Source organism: Microbacterium meiriae, from assembly GCF_040686935.1.
GTDB lineage: Bacteria > Actinomycetota > Actinomycetes > Actinomycetales > Microbacteriaceae > Microbacterium > Microbacterium meiriae.
Genome location: NZ_JBFBMF010000002.1, coordinates 565289 through 580041, shown reverse-complemented (window position 1 = coordinate 580041; position 14753 = coordinate 565289). Strand labels below are relative to the sequence as shown.

Annotated in this window: 18 protein-coding genes and 2 tRNA genes; 11 read left to right on the top strand and 9 right to left on the bottom strand. The window is 69.1% G+C overall.

The window, feature by feature from the left end; all coding sequences use genetic code 11:
- Positions 1-23: 23 nt before the first annotated feature.
- Entirely contained in the window at positions 24-1724 is a 1701-nt protein-coding gene (locus AB0P08_RS08245) for a long-chain-fatty-acid--CoA ligase (RefSeq protein WP_363589281.1), read from the bottom strand.
- Between the two features lie 65 nt (positions 1725-1789).
- On the opposite strand from AB0P08_RS08245, the gene gatC reads away from it, so the two are divergent.
- The 6 genes from gatC to AB0P08_RS08215 are packed head-to-tail and all read left to right on the top strand — an operon-like array spanning position 1790 to position 7342.
- A complete protein-coding gene (gatC, locus tag AB0P08_RS08240) occupies positions 1790-2089 on the top strand; it encodes an Asp-tRNA(Asn)/Glu-tRNA(Gln) amidotransferase subunit GatC (protein WP_025103377.1) in 300 nt (99 codons plus the stop codon).
- Positions 2086-3603: an Asp-tRNA(Asn)/Glu-tRNA(Gln) amidotransferase subunit GatA gene (gatA, locus tag AB0P08_RS08235; protein WP_363589279.1), complete on the top strand. Its 1518-nt coding sequence runs from the start codon at positions 2086-2088 to the stop codon at positions 3601-3603. The genes gatC and gatA overlap by 4 nt, the downstream gene beginning before the upstream one ends.
- Positions 3603-5117, top strand: coding sequence for an Asp-tRNA(Asn)/Glu-tRNA(Gln) amidotransferase subunit GatB (gatB, locus tag AB0P08_RS08230; RefSeq protein WP_363589277.1), 1515 nt, complete (start codon positions 3603-3605; stop codon positions 5115-5117). The genes gatA and gatB overlap by 1 nt, the downstream gene beginning before the upstream one ends.
- 48 nt (positions 5118-5165) lie before the next feature.
- Positions 5166-6422: a DNA polymerase IV gene (gene dinB, locus AB0P08_RS08225; protein WP_363589275.1), complete on the top strand. Its 1257-nt coding sequence runs from the start codon at positions 5166-5168 to the stop codon at positions 6420-6422.
- Positions 6423-6459: 37 nt separating this feature from the next.
- On the top strand, positions 6460-6777 hold the full coding sequence (locus AB0P08_RS08220; RefSeq protein ID WP_071328758.1) for a hypothetical protein: 318 nt from the start codon (positions 6460-6462) through the stop codon (positions 6775-6777).
- A complete protein-coding gene (locus AB0P08_RS08215) occupies positions 6761-7342 on the top strand; it encodes a nucleoside/nucleotide kinase family protein (protein ID WP_363589273.1) in 582 nt (193 codons plus the stop codon). The genes AB0P08_RS08220 and AB0P08_RS08215 overlap by 17 nt, the downstream gene beginning before the upstream one ends.
- A 6-nt stretch (positions 7343-7348) precedes the next feature.
- Here the strand turns inward: AB0P08_RS08215 and AB0P08_RS08210 are convergent, their stop codons facing one another.
- The 6 genes from AB0P08_RS08210 to orn form a co-directional block, all read right to left on the bottom strand.
- The gene (locus AB0P08_RS08210; RefSeq protein ID WP_363589271.1) at positions 7349-7846 is read right to left on the bottom strand and encodes a DUF2017 family protein; all 498 of its coding nucleotides are present in this window, start codon (positions 7844-7846) and stop codon (positions 7349-7351) included.
- Positions 7843-8130 (bottom strand): ATP-dependent Clp protease adapter ClpS, encoded by a 288-nt coding sequence (gene clpS / locus AB0P08_RS08205; protein WP_232089236.1) that lies wholly within the window; start codon positions 8128-8130, stop codon positions 7843-7845. The genes AB0P08_RS08210 and clpS overlap by 4 nt, the downstream gene beginning before the upstream one ends.
- A gap of 2 nt (positions 8131-8132) precedes the next feature.
- Positions 8133-8480, bottom strand: a complete 348-nt coding sequence (locus AB0P08_RS08200) for a metallopeptidase family protein (RefSeq protein WP_363589269.1) — start codon at positions 8478-8480, stop codon at positions 8133-8135.
- A 30-nt stretch (positions 8481-8510) separates the two neighbouring features.
- Positions 8511-9140 carry a LysE family transporter gene (locus AB0P08_RS08195; protein ID WP_363589267.1) on the bottom strand — a complete coding sequence of 210 codons (630 nt, stop codon included), beginning with the start codon at positions 9138-9140 and terminating at the stop codon, positions 8511-8513.
- An 87-nt stretch (positions 9141-9227) separates the two neighbouring features.
- Positions 9228-9303 (bottom strand) — tRNA-His (locus AB0P08_RS08190).
- 36 nt (positions 9304-9339) lie between these two features.
- On the bottom strand, positions 9340-9966 hold the full coding sequence (orn, locus tag AB0P08_RS08185) for an oligoribonuclease (RefSeq protein ID WP_280566295.1): 627 nt from the start codon (positions 9964-9966) through the stop codon (positions 9340-9342).
- 61 nt (positions 9967-10027) lie between these two features.
- Here orn and AB0P08_RS08180 point away from each other — a divergent pair.
- Positions 10028-10103: transfer RNA gene (locus tag AB0P08_RS08180), tRNA-Arg, on the top strand.
- A gap of 27 nt (positions 10104-10130) precedes the next feature.
- On the opposite strand, the gene AB0P08_RS08175 is transcribed toward AB0P08_RS08180, so the two are convergent.
- Positions 10131-10406 carry a hypothetical protein gene (locus AB0P08_RS08175; RefSeq protein WP_292795213.1) on the bottom strand — a complete coding sequence of 92 codons (276 nt, stop codon included), beginning with the start codon at positions 10404-10406 and terminating at the stop codon, positions 10131-10133.
- A gap of 206 nt (positions 10407-10612) precedes the next feature.
- Here AB0P08_RS08175 and AB0P08_RS08170 point away from each other — a divergent pair, with 206 nt between their 5' ends.
- From AB0P08_RS08170 to AB0P08_RS08155, 4 genes are all read left to right on the top strand, one after another.
- Positions 10613-11068 (top strand): single-stranded DNA-binding protein, encoded by a 456-nt coding sequence (locus tag AB0P08_RS08170; protein WP_315636903.1) that lies wholly within the window; start codon positions 10613-10615, stop codon positions 11066-11068.
- Between the two features lie 9 nt (positions 11069-11077).
- Positions 11078-11563 (top strand): DUF6993 domain-containing protein, encoded by a 486-nt coding sequence (locus tag AB0P08_RS08165; RefSeq protein WP_363589264.1) that lies wholly within the window; start codon positions 11078-11080, stop codon positions 11561-11563.
- Between the two features lie 80 nt (positions 11564-11643).
- Positions 11644-13323 (top strand): energy-dependent translational throttle protein EttA, encoded by a 1680-nt coding sequence (gene ettA, locus AB0P08_RS08160; protein WP_025103391.1) that lies wholly within the window; start codon positions 11644-11646, stop codon positions 13321-13323.
- A 7-nt stretch (positions 13324-13330) separates the two neighbouring features.
- Positions 13331-13819: an acyl-CoA thioesterase gene (locus AB0P08_RS08155; protein WP_187664025.1), complete on the top strand. Its 489-nt coding sequence runs from the start codon at positions 13331-13333 to the stop codon at positions 13817-13819.
- Positions 13820-13826: 7 nt separating this feature from the next.
- On the opposite strand, the gene AB0P08_RS08150 is transcribed toward AB0P08_RS08155, so the two are convergent.
- Positions 13827-14714: an acyl-CoA thioesterase gene (locus AB0P08_RS08150; RefSeq protein WP_259951561.1), complete on the bottom strand. Its 888-nt coding sequence runs from the start codon at positions 14712-14714 to the stop codon at positions 13827-13829.
- Positions 14715-14753 lie beyond the last annotated feature (39 nt).

Below are 14753 nucleotides of genomic sequence, written 5' to 3'. Positions count from 1 at the left end.
GACCCGCTTCCTGTGCGACCGGGTCAGACGCCCGAGGTGAGGGCGAGCAGCTTCTCCTTCACCTGCCGGCGGAGCACCTTGCCGATCAGCGACGTCGGCAGCTCGTCGACGACGAAGACGCGGCGCGGCACCTTGTAGGGCGTGAGGATGCTGCGGGCGTACTCGCGGATCGCCTCGACATCGACATCGGCCCCGGGGTCGACGACGATCGCCGCCACGACCTCCTCGCCCGAGTGGTCGCTGGGCAGTCCGACGACCGCAGCGTCGACGACCGACGGATGCTGGCGCAGCGCGTTCTCGACCTCGGTGGGGGCGACGTTGAAGCCGCCCGTGATGATGAGCTCCTTGATCCGGTCGACGATCCGCACGAATCCGGCGTCGTCGATCGTGACGATGTCGCCGGTCCGGTACCAGCCGTCGACGAACACGGCCTCCGTCTCCTCGGGCTTTCCGTAATACCCGGAGAAGACCTGAGGGCCGCGCACGACGAGCTCGCCGGCGGAACCGGCCGGGACGTCCTCGGTGGGGTTCTCCGGATCGACGACGCGGCACTCCGTCCCGGGGAGCGGGAGGCCCACCGTGCCGGGGACACGGTTGTCGGCCACCGGGTTCGCCATGAGGACGGGGGAGCACTCGCTCAGGCCGTAGCCCTCGACGAGATAGCCGTGCGTCGCGGCTTCGAACGGGACGACGAGCTCGTGCGGCAGCGCCATGGCGCCGGAGATCGCCACTTCGATGCCGTCGAGGGAGACGCCCTTGGCGTTGGCGGCCGCGAGCAGCCGGTCGGCGATGGGCGGCACGAGCGGCAGGAACGTCGCCGGGTGCTTCTTGACCACGTCCAGCACGAGATCGGGATCGAACTTCGGGAACAGCACGAGGCGCGCCCCCATCGACATCGCGAAGGTGAGGCAGAGGGTCAGGCCGTAGGCGTGGAACATGGGCAGCACGGCGTACACGACGCAGCCCTTGCCGCGCTGGATGGACGGGACCCAGGCCTGGGACTGTGCCGCATTGGCGAGGAGGTTGCGGTGGGTGAGGGCGGCGCCCTTCGGCGTGCCCGTGGTCCCCGACGTGTACTGGATGATCGCCAGGTCGTCCGTGCCGGGCTGCGGATGCGAGGCGGGGATCGGGGCACCAGCGACCACCGACTCCCAGAGGACGGTGCCGCGGACGCGCTCGGTCAGCGCCGCCCGCGATTTCCTCGCCTTCGCCACCGGCAGCCGGAGCGCGAAGCGGGTGAGTGCGGGCATGGCGCGAGTGACGTCAACGGACACGAGCGTCGAGACGGCCAGGTCGCTCGGGAACTCCTGAACCGTCGCCACGACCTTGTTCCAGACGATCGCGTGCTTGGCGCCGTGGTCCTCGAACTGCTTGCGCAGCTCGCGGGGGGTGTAGAGCGGGTTGTGCTCGACCACGACCGCTCCGAGTCGCAGGACGGCGTAGAACGCCACGATGTGCTGGGGGCAGTTCGGCAGGACGATGGCGACCGGGTCGCCGGCGCGCACGCCGAGATCCCGGAGCCCCGCGGCGGCGCGATCGATCGCCTCCTGCAGCTGTGCGTAGGTGGTCTCCCTGCCGAAGAACTGCAGGGCCGGGGCATCGGGATAGTCCCGCGCCGACGCGGCGACGATGTCCACGAGGGAGCCGCTGACGGGGGCGAGGTCCTCCGGAACGCCGTCGGCGTAGCTGGCGATCCACGGGCGAGGGGGCTGGAACGTGCTCACGCGCCCAGCTTAGGCGGGCTGCGCCGCACCGAGCGGCGGGCGGCTCGCCAACTAGACTGGGGAGCGTGTCTGAAATCACCCCTGATCTTGTGCGCCATCTCGGCGTGCTCGCGCGCATCCAGCTGAACGACGACGAGGTGACGCGGCTCACGGGCCAGCTCGACGCCATCGTCGACAACATCGCCAAGGTGTCCGAGGTCGCGACCGCCGATGTCGCCGCGACCAGCCACCCGATCCCGCTGAGCAACGTGTTCCGTCCCGACGTGGTCGGCGAGACGCTGACGCACGAGCAGGTGCTGCAGAACGCCCCGGACCAGGCCGACGGCCGGTTCCGCGTCACCGCGATCCTGGGAGAAGAGCAGTGAGCGACATCATCCGACTGACGGCGGCGGAGCTCGCCGACAAGCTCGCGACGCGCGAGGTCTCCAGCGTCGAGGCCACGCAGGCGCACCTCGACCGCATCGCCCAGGTCGACGGCGCCGTGCACGCGTTCCTGCACGTCAACGAGCACGCGCTCGAGGCCGCGGCCGACATCGACTCCCGCCGTGCCGCGGGGGAGGACCTCGGGCCGATCGCCGGCGTCCCGCTCGCGATCAAGGACGTCCTCGTCACGACCGACCAGCCGACCACGAGCGGCTCGCGGATCCTCGAGGGCTACCGCTCGCCGTATGACGCGACGGTCGTGGCCCGCTCCCGTGCCGCCGGACTCATCCCGCTCGGCAAGACGAACATGGACGAGTTCGCGATGGGCTCGTCGACGGAGCACTCCGCCTACGGCCCGACCCGCAACCCCTGGGATCTCGACCGGATCCCCGGGGGCTCGGGTGGGGGCTCTGCCGCCGCCGTCGCCGCCTTCGAGGCCCCGCTCGCCCTCGGCTCCGACACCGGCGGATCGATCCGTCAGCCTGCGCACGTGACCGGCACGGTCGGCGTGAAGCCGACGTACGGCGGTGTCAGCCGATACGGCGCCATCGCGTTGGCGTCGAGCCTCGACCAGGTCGGCCCGGTCACCCGCACGGTGCTCGATGCCGGTCTGCTGCACGACGCGATCGGCGGCCATGACCCGAAGGACTCCACGTCGCTCGACGAGCAATGGCCGTCCTTCGCGGCGGCCGCACGCGAGGGTGCGCGCGGGGACGGCCTCAAGGGTCTGCGCGTCGGCGTCATCCGCGAGCTCCCCGACAGCGGTTTCCAGCCGGGCGTCGCGGCGTCGTTCCGCAGCGCGCTGGCGCTGCTCGAGGCGCAGGGCGCGGAGATCGTGGAGATCGGTGCACCGCACTTCGAGTACGGCGTGGCCGCCTACTACCTGATCCTGCCGGCGGAGGCCTCGAGCAACCTGGCCAAGTTCGACTCGGTGCGCTTCGGTCTCCGCGTCACCCCGGCCGGGAACCCCACCGTCGAGGACGTGATGTCCGCCACGCGCGACGCCGGCTTCGGCGACGAGGTCAAGCGCCGCATCATCCTCGGCACCTACGCGCTGTCGGCGGGCTACTACGACGCGTACTACGGCAGCGCGCAGAAGGTCCGCACGCTGATCCAGCAGGACTTCGCCGCGGCCTTCGCCGATGTCGACGTCATCGCGACCCCGTCGGCCCCGACCACCGCGTTCAAGCTCGGTGAGAAGATCGACGACCCGCTGCAGATGTACCTCAACGACATCACGACGATCCCCGCGAACCTCGCCGGTGTCCCCGGCATCTCGATCCCGAGTGGTCTTGCGGACGACGACGGCCTGCCCGTCGGCATCCAGTTCCTCGCCCCGGCGCGGGAGGACGCCCGCCTCTACCGCGTGGGCGCCGCCCTCGAGACGCTGCTCGTGGACTCCTGGGGCGCGCCGCTGCTGTCCCGTGCCCCCCAGCTGGAAGGAGGCGCGCGCTGATGGCCGCCGCCAAGCTCATGGACTTCGACAAGGCGCTCGAGATGTTCGAGCCGGTCCTCGGATTCGAGGTGCACGTCGAGCTCAACACGAACACGAAGATGTTCTCCGACGCGCCCAACCCCGCGAACGAGGCGTACCACGCGGCGGAGCCGAACACCCTGATCGCGCCGGTCGACCTGGGTCTGCCCGGTTCGCTGCCGGTCGTCAACGAGACGGCCATCCGATCCTCGATCAGCCTCGGCCTCGCGCTCGGCTGCTCGATCGCCGAGTCCAGCCGTTTCGCCCGGAAGAACTACTTCTACCCGGACCTCGGCAAGAACTATCAGATCTCCCAGTACGACGAGCCGATCGCCTTCGAGGGCTCGGTGGAGGTGGAGCTCGAGGACGGCACCATGGTGACGATCCCGATCGAGCGCGCGCACATGGAGGAGGACGCCGGCAAGCTCACCCACATGGGCGGCTCGACCGGTCGCATCCAGGGGGCGGAGTACTCGCTCGTCGACTACAACCGCGCCGGCGTCCCGCTCGTCGAGATCGTGACGAAGACGATCTTCGGCACCGAGCACCGTGCCCCCGAGGTCGCGAAGGCCTATGTCGCCGCGATCCGCGACATCGTCCGCGGACTCGGGATCTCCGAGGCTCGCCTCGAGCGCGGCAACCTGCGCTGCGACGCCAACGTGTCTCTCCGTCCTCGCGGTGCCGAGAAGCTCGGCACGCGCACCGAGACGAAGAACGTCAACTCGATGCGGTCGGTGGAGCGTGCGGTGCGCTACGAGATCCAGCGGCAGGCGCAGATCCTCGCCGACGGCGGCACCATCATCCAGGAGACGCGGCACTGGCACGAGGACACCGGGACCACCTCTCCCGGACGTCCGAAGTCGGACGCCGACGACTACCGGTACTTCCCCGAGCCCGACCTGCTTCCGGTGCAGCCTCCCCGCGAGCTGATCGAGGAGCTGCGTGCGGCGCTGCCCGAGCAGCCCGTCGCCCGCCGTCGCCGGCTCATGGACGAGTGGGGCTTCACCCCGCTGGAGTTCCAGGACGTGCGCAACGGCGGTCTGCTCGACGTCGTCGAGGCCACGATCGCCGCCGGGGCCACGCCCGCCGCGGCACGGAAGTGGTGGACGGGGGAGATCACCCGCCTCGCCAACGCGCAGGAGAAGGACGCGGTCGACCTGGTCAGCCCGGAGAGCGTCGCCGCACTGCAGCAGCTCGTCGATGCCGGCACGCTGACCGACAAGCTCGCGCGCCAGGTGCTGGAGGGCGTGATCGCCGGGGAAGGCACGCCGCAAGAGGTCGTCGACGCCCGTGGTCTCGCCGTGGTCTCGGACGACGGCGCCCTCATCGCGGCGATCGACGAGGCTCTCGCCGCGCAGCCCGACGTGATGGCCAAGATCCAGGACGGCAAGGTCCAGGCGGCCGGTGCCATCATCGGCGCGGTCATGAAGGCCATGAAGGGCCAGGCCGACGCCGCACGCGTCCGCGAACTCATCCTCGAGCGCGCCGCGCAGTGATTCTCGCCCCCGGGCCTCCGTGTCGGAGGCCCGGGGGACAATGGACTCATGGGACACGGTGATGGCAGAGGCCGCATGGTGTCCTCCGCCGACGCCGACGATTCCGGGACGCGGATCCTCCACGTCGACATGGATGCGTTCTACGCCGCCGTCGAGGTGCTGGATGATCCGGGTCTTCGCGGGCTGCCGCTGATCATCGGATCCCCGGACGGACGATCGGTGGTCTCCAGCGCTTCCTACGAAGCACGGCGCTACGGCGTGCGCTCCGCCATGCCCGTGTCGCAGGCTCTGCGGTTGTGTCCCACCGCACGTATCGTCCCTCCGCACTTCTCTCGGTATCAAGAGGTCTCGCGGCAGGTGATGGCGATCTTCGAGTCGTTCACGCCGCTCGTGGAACCGCTGTCGGTGGACGAGGCCTTCCTCGACGTGCAGGGTGTGCGCCGGCTCTGGGGGAGTCCGGCACGGATCGCCGCCCAGATCCGTGAGCGCGTCCTCGCTGAGGTCGGCATCACCTGCAGCGTCGGCGTGGCCGCGACCAAGCACGTCGCGAAGATGGCATCGACCATGGCAAAGCCCGACGGAATGCTCGTGGTCGCCGAGCACGACACTCTCGCGTTCCTCGCGCCGCGCCCGGTACGGGCGCTGTGGGGAGTGGGGCCGAAGGCGGCGGTAGCTCTGGAAGCCCGCGGCCTCCGCACGATCGACGACCTGCGCACGGCGCCGCCGGAGATGCTGGACCGGGCTGTCGGGCCGGCGCTCAGCACGCGGCTCGCGCAGCTCGCCCGGGGAGAGGACCCCCGCGCCGTCGACACCGAGCGCGTGGAGAAGAGCATCGGCCACGAGGAGACGTTCGACCAGGACATCACGGATCGAGCGTTCCTCCGCGCCGAACTGCTCCGGCTCGCCGATCGCGTGGGCGCCCGCCTGCGTCGGGCCGGGTGGGAGACCTCCACGGTCGCGATCAAGATCCGCTTCGACGACTTCCGGACCGTCAACCGATCGCAGACGCTGAGTGAACCCACCGCGGTCGGGCAGCGCATCGGCGAGGCGGCGCAGGGTCTGTTCGCGCTCATCGAGCGTCGCGATCCGATCCGCCTCGTGGGCGTCCGCGCCGAGAACCTCCGGCCTGCGGGAGGCAGCGCGCTGGCGCTCTGGGATGACGACGAGGGCTGGCGCAAGGTCGAGGGGGCGGTCGACGAGGCCATGGCACGGTTCGGTTCGGCGACGATCAGCAGAGCGCGCCACATCGGACGAGGTGAAGGACGAGGTGCCGCTCGCCATCCGAAGGATCACGGCGTCGATTGACCGCGCGCCGGAGGCCGCCGTCGGCTACCGTGGGAACATGCCGAACATTGCACTGGAACTCGGGAATCAGGTCGCGTCCTTCGGCGTGAAGAGCGCATACGGGGAGCCGCAGGAGATCGACGGTGTCACCGTCACTCCGGTGGCGTTCACCTACGCCGGCTTCGGCGGCGCCAGCGGCGACGGAGGAGAAGGCGGCGGGGGCGGCGGCGTGTCGGTCCCGGTCGGTGTCTACGTCCGTCGCGAAGAGGGACTGCGCTTCGAGCCGAACATCGTGACGCTCCTGGTCGTGGCCGTGCCCTTCGTCTGGGTCACAGGTCGGGCACTCACGCGCATCATCCGTGCCCTCAAGAAGTGACGACGCGGTCGCAGCTGCTCTCTCGCACGCCGCGACACTGATCGTCGAGGACGTCCGCGCACTCGCGGCGTCCAATCCTGTCGTGATCATCGACGGGGGAAGCGGTGCCGGCAAGACCTCTCTGGCTGCGCGTGTGGCACATGCCTGGCCGGTTGCCGGCCGCGTGCAGGTCATCGCGCTGGATTCGCTGTACCCGGGCTGGGACGGACTCGACGGGGGCGCGGAGAAGGCGCTGGAGGGCATCCTCCGCCCGCACGGACGCGGCCTGCTCGGCGCCTGGCGTCGCTGGGATTGGGAGCGCGGCGAGGAGGCGGAGACCCACGCCGTGGATCCCGCACTCGGGGTCATCGTCGAGGGCAGCGGGATCCTGCGTCCGGCCACGGCACGGCTGGCGGATGTCCGCGTCTGGGTGGAGTCCGGGGAACAGTCACGCAAGTCACGGGCGCTCGCCCGGGACGGAGACACCTACCGCCCGCACTGGGACCGCTGGGCGGCGCAGGAGCGCCGTCACGTCGAGCGGGACCACCCCCGCGACCTCGCCACCCGAGTCGTCGAGGTTCCCTGAGCTCACTCAGCGGAGGGCGTCGGCGTCGCTCTCGTCCACGGCTTCGATGAGGAGTTCGAGGCGGTATCCCAGCCAGTCGTACACCGCTTGGCCATCGCCCCCGACGTCGGGCGCGTCGTCGGTGATGCCGAGGCGCGTCGCGATCACGAGGCGGATGGCGGTGAGGGTGCGCAGCCAGGCGTCCACGTGGTCACGGCGCACCACGACATCGCGAGGGATCCGGGCGTCGGCATCGGTCACCTCGGCGTCGGGATCGAACATCTGCAGCGATGCGCGAACCGTGCGGGCGTCGTGGAACCGCCGGTCGAGGAGGTCCGCGCGCGTGGCGGAGGCGAATGCAGCCGACGCATCGTCGTCGTCCGGGTAGGCGTTCGGGGTCAGCCGGGCTACCCCCGGGTCGTCCTGTTCGGAGTTCCGCAGCACCTCCATGAAGTCATCGACGAGTCGGGCCAGGTGCATCCCCTCGATCGTGGCGACGGAGACGGTGATCGGCGTGGTGTTCATGCGGCCTTCCTGACGGTCGCCCAGAGTCCGTAGTCGTGCATCGCCTGAGCGTGCACCTCCATGGTCTCTCGCGGGCCGGTGGCGACGATCGCGTGGCCGTCGTGATGAACGGCGAGCATGAGGCGGGTGGCGTGTTCGGTCGTGTAGCCGAAGTAGGTGCGGAAGACGCGCACGACGTAGCTCATCAGATTCACGGGGTCGTTCCATACGACGACCTCCCAGGGCTCCAGCGGAGCAGCGAACAGGTCGGTGGTCTCCTCGACCTCGGGAAGAGCGGTCGACATGATCATGCCCACCCGAGCTCATGCAGCTGCGCGTCGTCGATGCCGTGGAAGTGCGCGATCTCATGGACGAGCGTGGTGTGGATCTCGTCACGGAGTTGGTCGATGTCGTCGCACTGTGCGAGGTGCGGCTCCCGGTAGACGATGATGCGGTCGGGCAGCTCGCCCATCCCGTATTGCGTGCGCTCCGTCAGCGCCAGGCCGTCGTAGTGGCCGAGCAGGTCGAGACCGCCGTCCTCCGGACGGTCCTCCACGACGAAGACGACGTTCTCGAGCTGCTCGACCATCTCGTCAGGCAGCTGGTCGAGCTCGTCGATCACGAGGGCCTCGAAGGCCGCGGCGTCCATGTCCATCGCCTCCAGCCTACGGCGACGGCCGGGTGCTCAGTGCAGAAGGATGAGGAGGGCTGCCACGCCGATGAAGAGGGTTCCGAACACCGTGTTGAGGATCCGCTGTCCCTGCGGGGAGCGCGTGAGACGCCGGAAGGGACGCGCCGCCGTGGCGAAGAACCCCCACATCACCAGGACATCGACGACCACGACCGTCGCGACGAGTGCCAGGTACTGGGGGAGCGGTGGCTGGTCCAGTCGGATGAACTGCGGGATGAACGCGAGGAAGAACACGATCGCCTTCGGGTTCAGCAGGTTCACCCAGAACCCGCGGCGCATCATCGACCAGTGGCTCTCCCGGGCGTCCACAGGATCCGGCGCGTCGTCGAGTGCCGGCGCCGGCCGGGTCAGGATCAACCGGATCCCGAGGTAGACGAGGTAGGCGGCGCCGGCGTACCGGATGACGTTGAACAGGAGATCCGAGCGCGAGACGAGGAGCCCGACTCCGGCGGCGACGATCACCACATGGACGATGAGCGCGATCTGTTGGCCGATGATGCCCCAGATCGAGCGCTTCCAGCCCTGCGTGAGGGAGTTGGACATCGTGTTGATCGCGCCGGCTCCCGGCGTGAAGCTGATCACCACGGATGAGGTGAGAAGGGAGAACCAGACCGCCAGTGACACCAGGACAGTCTAGGGCCGCGCGATCGCGGGGCTGGACCGGCCGGACGGCGAAGAGGCTCGGACCGAACGGTCCGAGCCTCTTCGAGCTGGGGTGAGTAACGGGGCTTGAACCCGCGACCTCCTGGACCACAACCAGGCGCTCTACCAGCTGAGCTATACCCACCATGCGCCCGCCGAAACAGGCAACCCCACGAGTCTATTACATGTTCGAGGTGAACTCCGACACCGTGCGGGCGGCGATCTCCTTCGCATCATCGCTGGAAGGTCCCGGTTCGTCGACGAAGACGGCTTCGCGGTAGTAACGCAGCTCGCGGATCGACTCGAGGATGTCCGCCAGCGCGCGGTGCCCGCCGTCCTTGGCAGGTGCCTGGAAGAACACCCGCGGGTACCAGCGGCGGGAAAGCTCCTTGATGCTGGAGACGTCGACGTTCCGGTAGTGCAGCCACTGGTCGACCTGTGGCATGTACTTCGCGAGGAACATCCGGTCGGTGCCGATCGTGTTGCCGGCGAGAGGCGCGCGGCGCTCCAGCGGGACGAAGCGGCGGATGTAGGCCAGCGTCTGTTCCTCCGCCTCCTCGAGGCTGATCCCGTGCGGGATCTCCTCGATGAGCCCGGAGGTCTCGTGCATTGCGGTGACGAAGTCGTTCATGTGCGCGAGGGCGTCCGCGCTCGGACGGATGACGACCTGGAAGCCGGGGTCGAGCGGACGCAGCTCGAAGTCGGTGACCACCACCGCGATCTCGACCAGTTCATCGATGGCGAGATCGAGTCCCGTCATCTCGCAGTCGATCCAGACGAGGCGGTCGTTCTCGGAAGCAGTCACCATGTCGCCATCCTATCGACGGCCCCGACATCCGCCGGGGGAGCGCGGTACGGTAGAGATGTCCGCCTCCGTAGCTCAGGGGATAGAGCAGGAGCCTTCTAATCTCTTGGTCGCAGGTTCGAATCCTGCCGGGGGCGCCAGTGAGCGCCGGTCACGTCGACCGGAGGTCAGCAGTGTCGCAGCGCGTCGACGGCGTCGTCCGCGCGCCAGAACTCGCCGATCAGCCGGAAGTCACCCGTCGCCAGATGGAGCCGCTCCGCCCGGTACCGGAGGCCGAGAGGATCGGCCACCACGCGCAGGTGGCCGAGGACGTGCTCGCGGCTGTCCTGTACGCGCCACAGGTGATCGGCGGCACGGACGAGGTGCTCTCGCCGGGACGCGAGCGGCGGGGCCACGAGGGGGATTCCGGGAGCAGGGATCGAAGCGGTGGTGGTGGCGGTCATGGTCTCTCCTTCCATGGTTCGAACATACGACCGACCACCGACATTGGCCCGCGCCTCGGTATCCGGCGGTGACCTGGCTTCTTCTGCACGGATGACGGTTGCCTCAGCCCGTCCACAGATCGCGCGATCGTGCCCCTGCAACGTGCTCCGCGAGGTGCACGCTGGAGGGCATCCGGCCGCTGAGCCGGCAGCGAGAGGACGAACGCATGATCGACACCGTGACCATCGTGGGGAGAGTCGCGACGGAGCCCACCCCGGGGCGGACGAGTGCGGGGGTGCCCGTCACGAACTTCCGGCTGGCGAGCACGCACCGGCGCTTCGACGCAGCGAGCGGCTCGTGGGTGGACGCGGGGACCAACTGGTTCTCGATCGCCGCCTTCCGCCAGCTCGCGGAGCATGCGCGCGCATCGCTCAGGGTCGGCGACAGCGTCATCGTCTCGGGACGACTGCGCGTACGACCGTGGGAGAGCAATGGCAAGCAGGGGACGAGCGTCGACATCGACGCCGACACGATCGGACACGATCTGCGGTGGGGGACCACCGCGTACCGACCGAGCACCCGTCCGTCTCCCACGGATGCGGAGGAGAGCGGGGACGTCCCGACGACCGATGAGGAAGGGCGCGACGCGTGGGAACAGCCGGCGGAGAGCGAGGCGGCCTAGACTCTGCTCGTGCTCCGATCGGTCCTGAACTCCCGCGCTGCGGCGCTCGTGCTCGTCGCCGGTCTCTCGGCAGCCGTCCTCGCCGGATGCGCCCCGGAGCCGGAGGCGACGCCGACCCCGACCGGGACGGCCAGTGCCACGCCGACACCGCCGGCCGCGCCTGCTCTGGTGTCGGGCGGGAGCGCCGCAGACAACCTTCCCGTGTTCACCGCAGTGGCCGAACAGGTGTGGGGCACGGAGCAGCGTGCGGAGGGGCGGGCATACGTCGACGGTCTCGTCGCGGCGGGATTCGATCGGGACGCCATGCAGCTCACGCCGGACCAGTCCACGGTCGGGAACCCGGCGGAGAGCATCCAGTTCTCGGTCCGCTGGGGCGAGGAGGAGTGCCTGATCGGACAGGTCGGGCCCTCCACCGGCGCCGTCGTGACCACCGTCATGCCACAGCTCGCCGGCGGGCGCTGTCTCGTGGGCGTGACGCGGCCGATCGACTGGTGACCCGCGTACACAGATAAGCCCGCTCACGGCCGGTAGGCTGGAGTGTCGATCTTCGACGCCAACAGAAGGAGCGGTTTTCGGTGGCTGAGTACATCTACTCCATGGTTCGTGCCCGCAAGGCGGTGGGTGAGAAGCTCATCCTGGACGACGTCACGATGGCGTTCCTGCCGGGCGCGAAGATCGGCATGGTCGGCCCCAACGGCGCCGGAAAGTCGACGATCCTCAAGATCATGGCGGGGCTCGACACGCCCTCCAACGGTGAGGCCAAGCTCTCGCCGGGCTACTCCGTGGGCATCCTCATGCAGGAGCCCGAGCTCGACGAGTCGAAGACGGTCCTGGAGAACATCCAGGACGGCATCGCCATCAAGGCCAAGGTCGACCGGTTCAACGAGATCTCCGCGCTGATGGCCGACCCGGACGCCGACTTCGACGCGCTGCTCGCGGAGATGGGCACGCTGCAGGAGGAGATCGACGCGGCGGACGGCTGGGACCTCGATTCCCAGCTCGAGCAGGCGATGGACGCCCTGCGCACCCCGCCCGGCGATGCGGCCATCGCTCCGCTCTCCGGTGGCGAGAAGCGCCGTGTGGCGCTGGCCAAGCTGCTGCTGCAGAAGCCCGACCTGCTGCTCCTCGACGAGCCCACCAACCACCTCGACGCCGAGAGCGTGCTCTGGCTCGAGCAGCACCTCCAGTCGTACAAGGGCGCCGTGATCGCGATCACCCACGACCGGTACTTCCTCGACCACGTGGCCGAGTGGATCGCCGAGGTCGACCGCGGCCGCCTCATCGGCTACGAGGGCAACTACTCGACGTACCTGGAGAAGAAGGCCGAGCGCCTCGACATCCAGGGCAAGAAGGACGCCAAGCTCGCCAAGCGCCTGAAGGACGAGCTGGACTGGGTCCGCTCCAGCGCGAAGGGCCGCCAGACCAAGTCGAAGGCCCGTCTCGCGCGGTACGAGGAGATGGCGGCCGAGGCGGAGCGGACGAGGAAGCTGGACTTCGAGGAGATCCAGATCCCTGCCGGTCCTCGACTCGGCAACGTCGTCATCGAGGCGAAGAACCTCAAGAAGGGCTTCGACGGGCGCTCGCTCATCGACGGCCTGAGCTTCAGCCTCCCGCCGAACGGCATCGTCGGCGTCATCGGTCCGAACGGCGTCGGAAAGACGACCCTGTTCAAGACCATCGTCGGTCTCGAGCCCCTGGACGGCGGAGACCTGAAGATCGGCGAGACCGTCAAGATCAGCTACGTCGACCAGTCGCGTTCGTCGATCGACCCGAACAAGACCCTGTGGGAGGTCGTGTCCGACGGACTCGACTTCATCACGGTCGGCAAGACCGAGATCCCGTCCCGTGCCTACGTGTCCAAGTTCGGGTTCAAGGGTCCGGACCAGCAGAAGAAGGCCGGCGTGCTCTCCGGTGGAGAGCGCAACCGTCTGAACCTCGCGCTCACCCTCAAGGAGGGCGGCAACCTGCTCCTCCTCGACGAGCCGACCAACGACCTCGACGTCGAGACCCTGAGCTCCCTGGAGAACGCGCTGCTCGAGTTCCCCGGCTGCGCCGTGGTCATCACCCACGACCGGTGGTTCCTCGACCGGATCGCGACGCACATCCTCGCGTACGAGGGCACGGACGAGAAGCCCGACCAGTGGTACTGGTTCGAGGGCAACTTCGAGGCCTACGAGCAGAACAAGATCGAGCGCCTCGGGCCGGACGCGGCCAAGCCCCACCGCTCGACCCACCGCAAGCTCACGCGCGACTGAGCCGGTCATGAGCACCGACTCGCCGGGTTCCCGCCTGCACATCCCGATCCAGCTCCGCTGGGGCGATCTGGATGCGTTCAACCACGTCAACAACACCTCGATGCTGAAGCTGCTCGAGGAGGCGCGCGTCCGCGCGTTCTGGCGGGCGGGACCCGGCGAGCAGGCGCCGTCCACGGCCGTCCTCGACTCCGGGATCGAGGAAGGCATCCTGACGCTCATCGCGCGGCAGGAGATCGAGTACCTCGCTCCGGTGCCGTATCAGCGCCGCCCGTTGGAGGTGCAGATGTGGTTCGGGAAGCTCGGTGGCTCGAGCGTCGAGGTCTGCTACGAGGTGCACAACGACCCGGCCGCCGAGCCGCGTGAACTCTACGCGCGGTCCACGGCCGTCATCGTGCTCGTCGACGCGGGGACCGGGCGGCCGACGCGGCTGACCGCGGAGATGCGCGAGGCATGGGAGCCGTACGTCGGCCCCTCCATCGAGTACGCCCACCGCTGAGCGCAGGTCAGCGATCCTCCGGGACGCGGATCATGATCTCCTGCGCGACGCTCGCGACCAGCGCGCCCTCACGGGTGTACACCCGCCCCGTGGCCAGACCGCGACCGCCCCGGGCGCTCGGCGACTCTTGCACGTAGAGGAGCCATTCGTCCACGCGGGCCGGACGATGCCACCACATCGCGTGGTCCAGGCTCGCGACCTTCAACCCGGGCAGCGACCATGACACTCCGTGGGCGCGAAGGATCGACTCCTGGATCGTCATGTCGCTGAGGTAGGCGAGCGCGGCCCGATGCAGCCGCTGGTCGTCGGGGAGCGGGGCACGCAGCCGCATCCACACCGCCTGCCGCGGAACCCTCTCATCATCGTTCGGCAGATAGAGCGGGGAGTCGACGTGGCGGATGTCCGCGGCGCGCTCGCTCAGCATGCGCCGTGCACCGCCGGCGAGGCCCGGCACCCGGTCCTCATCGGGGACGAGGTCCTCGGGGACAGGGATACCGGCGGGCATGGGCTCGGCATGCTCCACTCCGGGGTCGGCGTCCTGGAACGAGGCGATCATCGAGAAGATCGGGACGCCGTTCTGGTATGCCTGAGTCCGACGGGTGGAGAACGAGCGGCCGTCATGGATGCGATCGACGGCGATGGTGATGCCCTGACTCGCGTCGCCTGGGCGGAGAAAGTACCCGTGCATCGAGTGGACGGCCCGGTCCTCCGGCAGCGTGCGCTCCGCGGCCACGAGGGTCTGCGCGAGCACCTGACCGCCGTAGATGCGGCCGCTCGGCATCGGGTGCGACGAACCGGTGAAGATGTCCTCGGTGGTCCGCGCCTGGGTGGCGTCGAGGTCGAGGACGTCGAGAAGACGCTCCACGGTCTGGATGGCGTGCTCGTCGGCGCTCATGTGTTCCCCTCCGCGGCCCCGGGTCGCCGCTCGTTGGTA